We start from the raw sequence: 12,350 nt of genomic DNA on the forward strand, positions 1-12,350 counted from the left end.
ACGGCAAACAAGGACCAGTTAATGCCTGTCAATGTTTGTTATGAACGGTCCGTGTATCACCTCTCGAGCTGCTCGGGAGGGCGGGCGTGCCTTTAGAACTTCAGCAACGAAGCCAGAGCGGCCAGTTTTTCCGGGTTTCTCTGGGCCTGGATCCGGGTGATTCCCGCGCCGTCGGTCTCCACCGATTGCACGGACTCGAGCACGCCGTCGATGAAGCGCAGGAACCCCCATTCGCCGTTGATCGGTGCGATCCGCATGCGCACCTTGTCGCCGTACCGCCTGCCGGTCGCGAAATAGAGCTGCGCGATGCGGTCGCGGCCCCTCAGCGGAGCGTCGAAGCTCGGCACTCTGCCGCCCCCGTCGCTGATGAACTCGGCGTCGTCCGACAGCAGGGAGCGCAACGCGGCGAAGTCCCCGCGCTGCGCCGCCTCGGAAAATTCCCTCAGCAGGCGGATGTGCTCCTCCGGCGCGACTCGGAAACGCTTGCGCTTCTCGAGGATCTGGAGCTTCGCCCGGTGCACGAGCTGGCGGCTGGCGGCTTCGGTCTTGCCCAGGATGTGGGCAATGTCGCCGTAGCTGGCGCCGAAGACCTCGCGCATCAGGAATGCCGCGCGACTCTCCGGCGAGAGCCGCTCCAGCACGGTGAGAAAGGCGATCGAGATGTTCTCCGCCTTCTCCAGCATCTGCTCCGGCGAGGGCGAGTTGTCGGACATCACCGGTTCGGGAAGCCACATGCCAATGTAGTGCTCGCGCTCCACCTTCGCGCTGCGCAGCCGGTCGATCGCCAGATGGGTGACGGTCGACACCAGCCACGCTTCCTCGTTGTCGATGGCACCGTTCGCCTGACGCCTGCGCAGCCAGGCGTCCTGCACAACGTCTTCGGCTTCCTCGGTCGAACCGAGCATCCGGTAGGCGATGCCATGCAGCCGTGGCCGCAGGCTGTCGAAGACGTTGCTGATCTCGTTGGTGCCTTCTGTGTCGTTCATGACCTTGTGTCTGGTTGGTTCTTGCGGGGAAGCCCCCGTGCCACAGAAGACGTGCCGAACCCTGCGCCTGTGACGGCCTGCTTGTCACTTCGTAGCGATTCCACAGATGCTGCAAGCGTAGGAGCCCGGTGCCGATGCGGCAGCCTGTGTTGGCGAGAGCTTCTTCTGCTACTTTTGGGGGGGGTGGTTCGAGGCGGAGGCCGACGCGGGGCGAGCGGCGCTCAAGTAGAGCGCCTTCGCCTCGCTGTCCATGTCGAGGCGCTCGCTGCGTGGCTCGGCGCGCAAAGTGCGGCGAGCGGTCAGCGCGAAGCGCAGCCCGGCGATCGTCTTCGCATCGACACCTGGCAGCCGCTCGACGCGGTCGATGGTGGTGAGCACACGGTCTCGATACTCCTCGGCCTGCGAAGCCTGCAACCACAGCGGGGCGGAGGCGACGGCAAGCGCCACGCCGACTTCCGTGTCGGTCGTCACGTCGGCCTCGGTGCCGCCGGGCTGCGCAAGCCAGACGTCGAGGGCGGCCCGCACGTCGTCCAGATGATGGGCGTATCGCTCGGTCCACGCGTCGATGTCGAGCCTGGACAGCTGCGCCGTGGCCTCGTCCATGAGGCTGCGCATGAGCTCGGCGTGGCGTCGCCCCAGTGCGGGGGATTCGCCGGTCCGTGAGAGCAGATTGGCCGCGTAGCTCCTCGTCGTACCGAGCAGGCGATAGGGCGCAATCGCATCGCTGTTGTCGAAGGAGACCAGCGACTTGTTGGCCAGCGAGATCAAGGCATCGAAGGCGGATTCGGTGTCCATGTCGCTCTCGGCGAGGCTCAGCACAGAATTCAGGTCGAACCGGCCTCGAAAGACTGACAGGAAGCGAAAGAGCCTGAGCTCCTGCGGGTTCAGCAGCGCGATGCTCCAGTCGAGAGCCGCGGCAAGCGTTCGATGCCGTGCGAGCACGGTCGCGTTGCCAGCGGAGTACAGCCGCATGTGGTCGTTCAGCCGCGATGCGAGGTCGTTGATCGATTGCACGCCCAGCCTGGCCGCCACCAGTTCGATGGCCAGCGGGATGCCATCGACCTGCCGTGCAATCCGCGCAAGAAGCCCGCCGTCCGAATCGCCGAACTGGCGAGCGCCGGCGGCCTGCGCCCGCTCCACCAGCAATTCGACTGCCGCAGAACGCATTGCCTGGGCCAACGTCAACCGGTCCGTCTCGGGCACGACGAGCGGCGCCAGTCGCAGCACGCGTTCGCCTTCCATGCGGAAAGCCTCCCGGCTCGTAGCGAGGATGCGCAGCGTGGGCAGCTCAGCGAGCAGTCCGGCGATCAGGGGCGCGAGTGCGTCCACCACGTGCTCGCAGTTGTCGATCAGCAGCAGCACGTCGCGCCCTTCGAGCTGCCGGTGAATTGCACGCATGGTGTCGGGTGCGTCGGACGGCACACCCAGCGCCCGCGCCAAGGCTCCCGCCACGTGGTCCTCACCGATCAGGGGCGAAAGGTCGACGAAGCCGATCTGCATGCCCGTTCGGGCCTGATGGCATTCCGCAGCGCGGATGGCGAGACGCGTCTTGCCTATGCCGCCAAGGCCCGCGAGGGTGACGATGCGGCTGGTGTCCATGGCCGTCAGCAGGCGCTTCAGGTCGGCTTCCCGGCCGATCAGTCGGGTCAGCCGCGTCGGCAGCTTCGTGAACGCGGGGGCGGCGGACCGGGATGCAAAGGACGCCGCGATCGCCATCGAGAGCGTTCCGGGGCGGGTGGTGTCGCTGCATTCGCGCAGGACCTTGCCGTTGAGCCGATAGCCCTGCAGCGGAACGTTCGAGATCCATTCGACGCAGTCGTCGCCGGCGCCCGGTCGGCCCAGGGCCTTGCGAAGCATGGACATCTGCACGCGAACACTGGCATCCTCGACAACCACGCCAGCCCAGACGGTAGCGAGCAGCTCATCCTTGCCGAGCACCTTGCCGGCGTGCTTGACCAACTGGAGCAGCAGCTCGAAGGAGCGGAAGCCCAGCCGAACGGCCTCGCCGGCACGTTCGAGCCGGCGCTGTGTTTCGTACACGACGAAGGGACCGAAGCGCCATAGGACTTCGGCGGTCGCCTGTGGCGGGCTGGCGGGCAATGATGACATGCGGATCTCCGTCAGCAAGGGTGGCGGGCAAGGCCGCGTGCGATGGCTTGGCGAGCGCTCATGGTCAATTCGGTAGGGGTCTTGATCGGCAAATCGGGTCCGTCCAGAAGGCCGCTGCCACTTCTCCCGGTCCAGGTCAGGTTGCTGCAGGGCCGCATGCCGGCCGGACACGCGTTTGCGTCTCCATACCAAAGACGTTCGAGCCGGGTGTTTTGTGACAGGTTTTTTTCCCGGCCCTTGCGTGGCTGCTTCGCCGGAGCGATCCGGCTGGTCATCGTAGGTCTGACCGGGCCATGTTCGATCGGCCCTGTGTCGGACGATGCATCCAGAAACGGCTAACGATGCCGACCCCGTGTTCGTGGTGGATCGGCATTGGTGTCTGCCCGACAACACCGTGGGCCGCGACACATGCCTTCCAGCGGCGGCGGTGGGCTCCTACGATCGCGCCGCTCGCAACGCCTTCAGTCGACTTCCGAACGGATGACCCATGACTCCTTCTTCCATGCCCAGCGTGCACCCGCTTGCCGCTGCCTGCTTCCTCGAACCTCCGCAGCGAACATGAGTGCCCTGTCCAAACCCGATCACCAAGGCGCCTCGGCAGCGATCCTCGATCCTCGCGCGGCCCTGCACTTGCGCTGCGCGACCCGGGACCGGGCCCTGGCCGTGGTGTCGCACGAACTCAAGCAGCCCCTGAACATCATCCAGATGAACGCGGGGCTCCTGCAACGATTGCCCGCGTCGACCGTGTCGGGGCACATCCGCGGTATCGCCGAATCGATCCAGCGCGCCATCGAGAGCCAGACCCGGATCATCAATGACTTGCTCGATTTCTCACGGGTGCGTACCGGCAAGCTCGCACTGCATTGCGCGGAGGTGGACCTGGGCGAGTTGGTGCCACGCCTAGCTGCTGCGCTGGACGCCAGCTGGCGCGGTGGCCGTATCCGCACGGAGGTGCAGGCCGGCGATCCGATCCGTTGCCACGCCGACGCGGTACGGCTCGAGCAGATCGTCGGCAACCTGCTGGACAACGCTATGAAGTTCTCGCCCGAAGGGGCCGAGATCGTCGTGCGTCTTCGCTCGGAGGACGGTTTCGCCCGCATCTGTGTGGAGGACCGCGGCTGCGGCATCGCGCCCGAATTCCTGCCACACGTCTTCGGCCTGTTCAGCCAGGGTGGTGCCGCCGCCGATGGTTCTCATGGCGGTTTCGGCATCGGCCTCGCACTGGTTCACGGCTTGGCGGTCGCGCATGGCGGCTTCGTCAAGGCGACGTCGGCGGGCGTCGGCCATGGCGCCGAATTCAACGTGTGGATTCCTCTTCATCGCCGCTCCCATTCCTGATCAACCCCGAAATCCCGACCCGCGCCCCGGCGCTTGATTGATTGCATTTCATGAAAATATCCCTCGACCCTTCTCTCGATGCACGTCGTCAGGACGTGCCTTCGTCCACTGTCCTTTCGAGCTGGTATGACGCCAACGCTGCCATCCAGCGCCTCTGGGCCATCCAGCCCGCAGGGGGCGAAGGCTCGCCGGCGATGCGTGTCGTGGTGATGCTTGCGCCATCACCCGACGGGGACGATGCGAATCTGACGTGGATGGCACGCGGTCCGGGTTGGGAGCAAGAGCTTCGGCAGCAACTGGCAGGTGCCGTGCAACTCGAATGGATCGACGGCCCGCTGCCGGACGAATTCGAGATCGACGGCGAGGGCGTAGTGCTGTCCTTGCTGTGCTGGCGCGACGCGACGTTGCTGCAGGACTGAACCGCACCTCGATTGGTGCGAAGGCGTCAACACCGTAGTCATTGGCAAACGCCTAGTGCCCATCGGCCTGCCTTTCTACGATTCTCCCGGCGCCATTGCCGTATCCCATCCTTCTTTCAAGTCCCTCATCGTGAGCAAGATCCTCGTTCTTTACTACAGCATGTATGGCCATCTCGAGCAGATGGCGAAAGCGGTCGCCGAAGGCGTGCGCTCGGTTCCCGGCAGCGAAGCCACCGTCAAGCGTGTGCCGGAGACGATGTCCGCCGAGGCATTGCGCCAGGCGGGCGCCAAGGTCGAACAGGACGCTGAAATCGCCACGGTGGCGGAGCTTCCGGGCTACGACGCGATCCTGTTCGGTACGCCCACGCGTTTCGGCGGCATGGCGGGCCAGATGCGAACCTTCCTTGACCAGACCGGCGGCCTCTGGGCCACGGGCGCACTCATCGGAAAGTTCGGCGGCGTGTTCACGTCGACAGCCACGCAACACGGCGGCCATGAGACCACCATCGCGTCGTTCCATACGGCGCTGCTGCACCACGGCATGCTGGTCGTCGGCGTGCCGTACTCGTGCACGGGGCTGACGAACATGGCCGAGATCACCGGAGGCTCACCTTACGGCGCGGGCACGCTCGCCGGAGCCGATGGCCAGCGCATGCCGTCCGCCAACGAGCTTTCCATCGCGCGCTTCCAGGGCACGCACGTGGCGCGTCTGGCCAATCGCCTCGCAGCCTGACACGCCGTTCGAGAACGAGGTTCGCTGATGACGCATGGCATTGCAGCAATCGGTCGCGATGGCTACCGCACGCAGATAGAGGTGGGCAGCCGCCACAGGCTCGTCGCGGATGAGCCATCCGCCCTGGGCGGCGCAGACACCGGCCCCGCGCCCTATGACCTGCTGATCGCGGCCCTGGGTGCATGCACAGCGATCACGCTGCGCATGTATGCCAACCTCAAGAAATGGCCGCTCGAATCCGTGGAGGTGAAGCTGCATCTGTCGCGCGATGGCGATGCCATGGCTGTGGAGCGGTCGCTGCACATGGTTGGGTTGGACGAGGCGCAGAAAGCGAGACTGGCCGAGATCGCCGAGCGCACGCCGGTCACGCTGACGCTGAAGTCGGGTGTGCGGATTCGTACGACCGTGGCCTGAAGGAAGACACCATGCCAACCCGCTCATTCGATTTCCTCAACCGCGAGGGCCAGCGCCTGTCGGGCACGCTGGAGATGCCGGAAGGCATCCAGCGCGGCTGGGCGCTCTTCGCGCACTGCTTCACCTGTGGCAAGAAGAACCTGGCCGCGGTGCGCGTGGCCCGCGCTCTGGCCAGCGCCGGTATCGGCGTGCTGCGCTTCGACTTCACTGGCCTCGGCGACAGCGAAGGCAGTTTTGCGGATTCGAGTTTCAGCCTCAACGTGCAGGACCTGGTTTCGGCCGCCGAAGCGATGAAGGACTCGGGCATGCCGCCCGACCTGCTGATCGGACACAGCCTGGGCGGCGCGGCCGTTCTCGCGGCGGCGGGCAGCGTCGACAGTGCGCGCGCCGTGGCGACGATCGCCGCACCGTTCGATGTCGGGCATGTGCTGCACCTGCTCGACCCCGAGGGACTGGCGCGACTGGATGGCGAGCCGGCAGCGCTCCTGAAGGTCGTTGGGCGACCGATGTCTGTGAGCAAGGCCTTCGTCGATGACCTGCGAGGGCATGACCAGGGCGCGCGCATCGGTGCGCTTCGCCGGGCGTTGCTGGTGCTGCACGCGCCGCGCGACCTGACAGTCGACATCGAGAACGCGACGCACATCTTCCTTGCGGCCCGGCACCCGAAGAGCTACGTATCGCTCGGCGATGCGGACCATCTGCTGTCCAGACGCGAGGATGCCGAATATGCGGCAAGCCTCATAGCTGCCTGGGCCCTGCGCTATCTGCCGGAGCCGGCCGTTTCACCAGCCGAGCCGGCCGATGCCGTGGCCGAGGAGACCGGCTTGGGCAAGTTCCAGCTGGCGCTGCGCTCAGGTGGCTCCCGCTGGCTGGCCGACGAGCCCGAGACCGCCGGCGGGCTCGGCTCCGGGCCGACGCCCTATGACCTGCTGTCGTCGGCGCTTGCCGCATGCACCACGATGACGCTGCGCCATTACGCCGATGGCAGGGGATGGCCGGTGACCCGCATCCGCACGGCAGTGAACCATCGTCGCGACAAGGACCGCTCGCCCCCGGATTTCTTCAGTCGTGAGGTTGCCATCGAGGGCGCCTTGGACGACGAACAGCGCGCCCATTTGCTGGAGGTCGCGCAGAAGTGTCCGGTCCATCGCACGCTCGAGCAGGGCTCGGGCTTCGACGCCATCGCTTTCGACCGGCAGTCCTGAGTTGTGATGAAGGTGAAGACACTTGCCATGCGTGGCGAAGCCCACGAGCGCGTTGCAGAAATCGTCAACCGCTGCATCGCGGCGTCGAGGCTTTCCCAGACGCTCGTCGACCTTGCGCACCTCAGGGTGTCGCAGCTCAATTGCAACGACGTGCGAACGGATGCTCATTTCCTGGCATTGCTTGGTGCGGGCTACCCGGTCAGGAAGCTCATGCTGGTCTCGGACTGGTTCGATGCCGGGACAGGTCTCACGCCGCGCGAGAAGGCCGCGCTCTCCTGGGCCGAGGCCTTGGTCACGGCTGGCGAAGACGGCGTGGGGCGGGCGCGATGCCTGCAGGTGGCTGCCGTTTTTGAGCACAACGAACTCGTGGCGCTCAGCCTGGCCATCGCACTGGAGAACGCCCGTAGCCGGAGGGCCTGCGCGCCGACGCGAGGGCCGTTGCAATGATCGTGCTCGCCGACGAGCCTGGCGACGCAGAAGGCCATCCCGGCGGGCATCCCGGGTTCCTGGTGCCCTACACCGGCGACGAGATCCTTCCGCTCTACACCACGACCGTTGCCGTTTCCGGCGGAGAGGCCCGGCATGCGCGCGTGTCTGGGAGAGCCGTATCCGACGATGGCAACCTCGACCTGGTTCTTCGGCAGCCGACGGAGCTGGGCGGCGACGGTGGCGGAACCAATTCACAGCAGCTGTTCGCAGCGGGTTTCGCGGCATGCTTCCACGGTGCCATGGCGATAGCCGCGGCGTCCATGCGCACGCGTCTTCCGCCGCACATCGATATCGCGGCCACGGTTTCGTTCGGGCGCGATCCGGTCGACGGACTCTTCCTCATCACCGCCGAGCTCGAGGTGAGCCTGCCGCAGATGGACACCCGCGAAGCCGCCGAACTTGTCGCGCAAGCCGAGCGCATCTGCCCCTACATGAAGATGTCGCGCGTAGGCATGCGCTCGACGATCCGCTTTGTCTGAGTCCGGTTCGATGGCCTTGCGCCGGGCAGTGCCGCGCGCATTGGTGAATCGAGGGCAACACCGTCGTCCGCACCACATGCCTACCGGGGCGCAGCGTTCAAAACTACGATTTTCTTCATGGGCCGCGAGTCACGCGGCCTGACGATTTGCCTTCCGCCCGTCGCAACGAAGATGACGGGTGTCAGATTGCCGAGGCGGCTGTAATGAGGCGTGCACTTTCCATCCGTTCGTGCACGGGACGAACTCACGTCGGCGCGGGAACTCCCGCGTAAATCCGATCAGCAACACGGCGACGCGACGGGTGGAGGGCGCCTTTCAAGGACCACCGCATGACCACGACCTGTACGCACCTCGACCAGATCCACTCCGTCACCCCTTCCAGCCAAGGATGCGAAGACTGCCTGCGCATCGGCGGTCGCTGGGTGCATCTGCGCATGTGCCTCACATGCGGACACGTCGGCTGTTGCGACTCGTCAGAACACAAACACGCCACGCAGCATTTCCACATGACGGGCCATCCTCTGGTCCAGTCGATCGAACCCGGCGAGGACTGGCGCTGGTGCTACGTGGATGAGGTCCACGTCCGGGGCTGATTCGTAGCCTCGCGCGCACCTGCCGTTCGCGTGCCCGTCGTGTCGAATTGATGCCCCGCATGCAACATGGAAGTACCTCTCGCAAGGCTACCGCCCGAAGAGACCGAAACCTAGCATCCAGATCGTCCCGCGATGTTCGCGGACCGGCGCTCCAGCCGTCCTGGGGTCAGGGCTTGGTGCCCTCTGGGAAATCACATGGTGCTGCGTATTTCCACTTTGGCTTCGTCTCCCGTGCCGCGCGCCGCGCGTCGTGCACGCGCGCCACGCAACGGGCAGAGGACACGGCTCGACGCGATGCCGTGTACGTCGCAGCCTGCTGCGCGCACTGCGCCGGAAGGCCCGATGGACTTCGCCTGGCGTTGGGGCTACATGGCCGTTTGCCTGCTGACGATGGCGGGCGCCGCGGCCGTGGCCAGTGGCGAAGCAGCCAGCGCGGAGTTGAAGTTCGCCACGGGAGCGGTAGCAAGTCCCGTGCTGGTGCCGGACATCTGCACCGCGGACTCCAGGCGCGCCGGGTACGACCCCGCCACTCAACAGATTTTCCCAGGGCGACCCGTCCACTCACCGAGCAACTCATCTTCGAAGGAAAAACCATGACTCGACTCTTCACCCTCGCTCGCGCTTTCGCGATCGCCTGCATTGCGGCAATCCACCTGGCGGCACCCGCCAGCACCGCGAATGCCGCCGCGTCGCCGGAACGGCCCACCATCGTGCTGGTGCACGGCGCCTTCGCCGAGTCCGCGAGCTGGAACGACGTGGCGCGCGATCTGCGGGCGCGCAGCTTCCATGTGATCGCCGTCGCGAATCCGCTGCGGGGCGTGAAACGCGATGCGGACTATGTCGGCGCAGTCGTCGACTCCGTGAAAGGACCTGTCGTTCTGGTCGGTCATTCCTACGGCGGCTCAGTGATCTCCGCCGCTGCGCAGGGAAAACCCAACGTCAAGGCGCTGGTTTTCGTGGCCGCGTTCGCGCCTGAGGTCGGAGAGTCCGCGGCGGACCTGTCTGGCAAGTTCCCTGGCAGCACGCTGGGGCCCGCGCTGGCACCGCCGGTCGCGCTGCCCGACGGCAACAAGGATCTCTACATCCTGCAGGACAAGTTCGGCAGCCAGTTCGCCGCCGACGTGGCGCCGAACACGACGCATCTCATGGCCGTGTCGCAGCGTCCGATCACGCAGTCGGCGCTGGCCGAACCGGCACCCGCCGCCGCATGGAAGAACGTGCCGTCCTGGTTCATCTACGGCGACAGGGACAAGAACATTCCTCCGGCTGCGCTGTCCTTCATGGCCGAGCGCGCGAAGTCGATGAAGACCGTCGTGGTCAAGGGGGCGTCGCACGTGGTCATGATCTCCAGGCCGGGCCCGGTGACCCGCCTGATCGTCGAAGCCGCCGGATCGGATGCACAGCAGCCCTGATACCGCCGCGACGCACGGGCAGGGCATCGCACAAGTCATTGTTGCCCGTCGTGCAACACCGTGGTCCCCTGTGCCGGCCTACCGGCACGCCTTGGCGAGCACTACGCTTGGTCGGCCTCGTTGAAAGGCGCATGAGCGCTGGTGACGACGCTCTACCGCCCTGGAGATTTTCATGAACCCATTGCGACGTTCTCTCCCTGACATCGGCGGCCTGTCGCGCCGCCTGCAAGACGCCGTGGGCATCGCGGTACTGACTACGGCGGTCGTCGCCGGCTCCGCCCTCGCTGCCTACGAGGCATTGCAGGACACTTCCGGTGATGTCGCCATTGCCGCACATCGTGCCGCGGGCCCCCGTTCGGCACTGGAGCGCCCGCAATGAGCCGCGAGGACACGCTCAGCGAAGCCGATGCCGTGTTCGACGCCACCGGCATCGCGGCCCGGGCTCTGCGCATCGGAACCCGGGCACCCGACGTGACGCTGCCGGATGCCTCGGGCAAGCCTGTGCGTCTCTCGGATGTCTGGCGGCGCGGCCCGCTGGTCGTCGTTTTCTACCGGGGCGGATGGTGTACCTACTGCAACCTCCAGCTTCGCGAATGGCGACAGTACACCGACGCCTTGACCCGGCTCGACGCGACCTTGCTGGCCATCTCGCCGCAGCTGCCCGAGCACTCGATGCGCACGGCCCAGGACAACGGACTCGGGTTTACCGTGCTGAGCGACTGCGCCCTCGAGGCTGCCAACGGCTTCGGGCTTGCCTACACGCTGCATCCCGACGTGGTGGACTACTACGGCAGCGTCGGCACCGACATCCCCGTGCTGAACGGCAACGGGCAGTGGGTGCTGCCGGTTCCCGCCACCTATGTGATCGACAGAACTGGCGAGATCTGTTTTGCCTCGATCGAGGAAGACGTGCGTGAACGCACGCGTCCGCGCGAGGTCGTTGCCGCAATCGAGGTCCTGCGACAGCGGCCCTGACGGCCGCACGGGCTGCCGCCCACCCTCAGAAATCCAACCAGAGCGAGCGCGCATCCGCCGAACGGGCGGCCGCTCGCTCTTTCGCATCTCCGAAAGCTCACCATGCACCTGGGCAAGACCTACAAAGTTTCCGAGTTCATCGCCTGGACGCGGCGACAGATCTATCTGCTGCTGGCCGTCGGCACCGTGCCCGTGCTGCTCTACCAGGTGCTCGGGCTGCGGTGGCTCACCATTCCCCTGACCGTGGTGGGCTTGCTGGGCACCGCGACCTCTTTCATCGTCGGCTTCAAGAACGTGCAGACCTACAACCGCACGGTCGAGGCCCAGCACCTCTGGACTTCGATCCTCAACAGCAGCCGGTTCTGGGGCGCGAGCGTCGGCGGCTTCGTGCGCAACCCCATCGAGGCGCGCGAGCTCATCGATCGCCACGTCGCATGGCTGACCTGCCTGCGCTACGAGCTGCGCAGTGCCAGGCCGTGGGAGACGATGGAGAAGGCGTCGAACGTCGAGTACCGCGATATCTATCGGATCCCTGAGCGCGAGACACCCATCGACGACGAGCTGCGCAGACATCTTTCGAACTCCGAGCATGCGCAGATCCATGAGGTCAAGCTCAGCCTCAAGGCGACGCAGGTGCTCTGGCTGCAAAGCCGGGCATTGAGGCGGCTTCACGATCAGGGCGACCTGTCTCTGACCACGTACATCGAACTGAACAAACTGCAGAAGGAGTTCATCGACCAGCAGGGGCGCGCGGAGCGCCTGAAGAACTATCCCTACCCGCGACAGTACGCGATCATCAATACGCTTTTCGTGTGGGCGTTCTGTGTTCTCCTGCCATTCGGGCTCTTGAAAGAGTTCGACAAGCTCAACGATGGCATCAGTGGCCTGATGCAGGGTTGCATGGTGTGGCTCGTGATTCCTTTCAGCGCCACGATCTCGTGGATGTACACATCGCTCGAACAGGTGGGCGAAAGCACCGAAAACCCGTTCGAGGGAAGCGCCAATGACGTACCCATCACGCTCATCGCCAGGACCATCGAGCGCGAGATGAAGGAGTTCATCGGCGAGACCGATCTGCCCGTGCTGCCGGTACCGGTCCACGAAATCATTCTTTGAGACCTCGCGCCTACCGGTGCGCATTGGTGCGCATCGGTCAACACAGTGAGGCCCCTTGCATGGCTACCGGCCGGGCGCGACG

15 protein-coding genes are annotated in these 12,350 nt (G+C 65.6%); 12 read left to right on the top strand and 3 right to left on the bottom strand.

Annotated features, from left to right (window positions below):
- Positions 1-92: 92 nt before the first annotated feature.
- A complete protein-coding gene (locus tag ABL843_RS32475) occupies positions 93-986 on the bottom strand; it encodes an RNA polymerase sigma-70 factor (protein WP_418120826.1) in 894 nt (297 codons plus the stop codon).
- Between the two features lie 168 nt (positions 987-1,154).
- Positions 1,155-3,095 (bottom strand): ATP-binding protein, encoded by a 1,941-nt coding sequence (locus ABL843_RS32480; RefSeq protein ID WP_418120827.1) that lies wholly within the window; start codon positions 3,093-3,095, stop codon positions 1,155-1,157.
- A 558-nt stretch (positions 3,096-3,653) separates the two neighbouring features.
- Between ABL843_RS32480 and ABL843_RS32485 the strand changes: the two genes are divergently transcribed.
- The 8 genes from ABL843_RS32485 to ABL843_RS32520 all read left to right on the top strand — a co-directional run bounded on the left by ABL843_RS32485 (position 3,654) and on the right by ABL843_RS32520 (position 8,765).
- Entirely contained in the window at positions 3,654-4,433 is a 780-nt protein-coding gene (locus tag ABL843_RS32485) for a sensor histidine kinase (RefSeq protein ID WP_369658975.1), read from the top strand.
- 50 nt (positions 4,434-4,483) lie between these two features.
- Positions 4,484-4,852 carry a hypothetical protein gene (locus ABL843_RS32490; protein WP_369658974.1) on the top strand — a complete coding sequence of 123 codons (369 nt, stop codon included), beginning with the start codon at positions 4,484-4,486 and terminating at the stop codon, positions 4,850-4,852.
- Positions 4,853-4,982: 130 nt separating this feature from the next.
- The gene (gene wrbA / locus ABL843_RS32495) at positions 4,983-5,585 is read left to right on the top strand and encodes an NAD(P)H:quinone oxidoreductase (protein WP_418120828.1); all 603 of its coding nucleotides are present in this window, start codon (positions 4,983-4,985) and stop codon (positions 5,583-5,585) included.
- 27 nt (positions 5,586-5,612) lie between these two features.
- Entirely contained in the window at positions 5,613-5,999 is a 387-nt protein-coding gene (locus ABL843_RS32500; protein ID WP_418120829.1) for an OsmC family protein, read from the top strand.
- An 11-nt stretch (positions 6,000-6,010) separates the two neighbouring features.
- Positions 6,011-7,204 (top strand): alpha/beta fold hydrolase, encoded by a 1,194-nt coding sequence (locus ABL843_RS32505; protein ID WP_418120830.1) that lies wholly within the window; start codon positions 6,011-6,013, stop codon positions 7,202-7,204.
- Between the two features lie 6 nt (positions 7,205-7,210).
- Complete coding sequence (locus tag ABL843_RS32510; protein WP_369658970.1) at positions 7,211-7,651, top strand: carboxymuconolactone decarboxylase family protein; 441 nt, start codon at positions 7,211-7,213, stop codon at positions 7,649-7,651.
- On the top strand, positions 7,648-8,172 hold the full coding sequence (locus ABL843_RS32515) for an Ohr family peroxiredoxin (protein WP_369658969.1): 525 nt from the start codon (positions 7,648-7,650) through the stop codon (positions 8,170-8,172). Before ABL843_RS32510 ends, ABL843_RS32515 begins: the two co-directional genes overlap by 4 nt.
- Positions 8,173-8,501: 329 nt before the next feature.
- Complete coding sequence (locus ABL843_RS32520) at positions 8,502-8,765, top strand: ubiquitin carboxyl-terminal hydrolase 14 (RefSeq protein WP_369658968.1); 264 nt, start codon at positions 8,502-8,504, stop codon at positions 8,763-8,765.
- A 365-nt stretch (positions 8,766-9,130) separates the two neighbouring features.
- Here the strand turns inward: ABL843_RS32520 and ABL843_RS32525 are convergent, their stop codons facing one another.
- On the bottom strand, positions 9,131-9,253 hold the full coding sequence (locus ABL843_RS32525) for a hypothetical protein (protein ID WP_369658967.1): 123 nt from the start codon (positions 9,251-9,253) through the stop codon (positions 9,131-9,133).
- Between the two features lie 105 nt (positions 9,254-9,358).
- Between ABL843_RS32525 and ABL843_RS32530 the strand changes: the two genes are divergently transcribed.
- The 4 genes from ABL843_RS32530 (at position 9,359) to ABL843_RS32545 (ending at position 12,268) form a co-directional block, all read left to right on the top strand.
- Positions 9,359-10,177, top strand: coding sequence for an alpha/beta fold hydrolase (locus ABL843_RS32530; RefSeq protein WP_418120831.1), 819 nt, complete (start codon positions 9,359-9,361; stop codon positions 10,175-10,177).
- Positions 10,178-10,349: 172 nt separating this feature from the next.
- Entirely contained in the window at positions 10,350-10,556 is a 207-nt protein-coding gene (locus ABL843_RS32535) for a hypothetical protein (RefSeq protein ID WP_418120832.1), read from the top strand.
- Positions 10,553-11,152, top strand: a complete 600-nt coding sequence (locus ABL843_RS32540; RefSeq protein WP_418120833.1) for a peroxiredoxin-like family protein — start codon at positions 10,553-10,555, stop codon at positions 11,150-11,152. Before ABL843_RS32535 ends, ABL843_RS32540 begins: the two co-directional genes overlap by 4 nt.
- A gap of 102 nt (positions 11,153-11,254) precedes the next feature.
- On the top strand, positions 11,255-12,268 hold the full coding sequence (locus ABL843_RS32545; RefSeq protein WP_418120834.1) for a bestrophin family protein: 1,014 nt from the start codon (positions 11,255-11,257) through the stop codon (positions 12,266-12,268).
- Positions 12,269-12,350 lie beyond the last annotated feature (82 nt).

The organism is Variovorax sp. 350MFTsu5.1 (assembly GCF_048302515.1).
GTDB lineage: Bacteria > Pseudomonadota > Gammaproteobacteria > Burkholderiales > Burkholderiaceae_C > Variovorax > Variovorax guangxiensis.

What these genes read in the sequence shown, in the direction of transcription:
- ABL843_RS32475 (WP_418120826.1), bottom strand. Translation starts at nt 986, where the DNA reads ATGAACGACACAGAAGGCACCAACGAGATCAGCAACGTCTTCGACAGC.
- ABL843_RS32480 (WP_418120827.1), bottom strand. Translation starts at nt 3,095, where the DNA reads ATGTCATCATTGCCCGCCAGCCCGCCACAGGCGACCGCCGAAGTCCTA.
- ABL843_RS32485 (WP_369658975.1), top strand. Translation starts at nt 3,654, where the DNA reads ATGAGTGCCCTGTCCAAACCCGATCACCAAGGCGCCTCGGCAGCGATC.
- ABL843_RS32490 (WP_369658974.1), top strand. Translation starts at nt 4,484, where the DNA reads ATGAAAATATCCCTCGACCCTTCTCTCGATGCACGTCGTCAGGACGTG.
- ABL843_RS32500 (WP_418120829.1), top strand. Translation starts at nt 5,613, where the DNA reads ATGACGCATGGCATTGCAGCAATCGGTCGCGATGGCTACCGCACGCAG.
- ABL843_RS32505 (WP_418120830.1), top strand. Translation starts at nt 6,011, where the DNA reads ATGCCAACCCGCTCATTCGATTTCCTCAACCGCGAGGGCCAGCGCCTG.
- ABL843_RS32510 (WP_369658970.1), top strand. Translation starts at nt 7,211, where the DNA reads ATGAAGGTGAAGACACTTGCCATGCGTGGCGAAGCCCACGAGCGCGTT.
- ABL843_RS32515 (WP_369658969.1), top strand. Translation starts at nt 7,648, where the DNA reads ATGATCGTGCTCGCCGACGAGCCTGGCGACGCAGAAGGCCATCCCGGC.
- ABL843_RS32520 (WP_369658968.1), top strand. Translation starts at nt 8,502, where the DNA reads ATGACCACGACCTGTACGCACCTCGACCAGATCCACTCCGTCACCCCT.
- ABL843_RS32525 (WP_369658967.1), bottom strand. Translation starts at nt 9,253, where the DNA reads ATGTCCGGCACCAGCACGGGACTTGCTACCGCTCCCGTGGCGAACTTC.
- ABL843_RS32530 (WP_418120831.1), top strand. Translation starts at nt 9,359, where the DNA reads ATGACTCGACTCTTCACCCTCGCTCGCGCTTTCGCGATCGCCTGCATT.
- ABL843_RS32535 (WP_418120832.1), top strand. Translation starts at nt 10,350, where the DNA reads ATGAACCCATTGCGACGTTCTCTCCCTGACATCGGCGGCCTGTCGCGC.
- ABL843_RS32540 (WP_418120833.1), top strand. Translation starts at nt 10,553, where the DNA reads ATGAGCCGCGAGGACACGCTCAGCGAAGCCGATGCCGTGTTCGACGCC.
- ABL843_RS32545 (WP_418120834.1), top strand. Translation starts at nt 11,255, where the DNA reads ATGCACCTGGGCAAGACCTACAAAGTTTCCGAGTTCATCGCCTGGACG.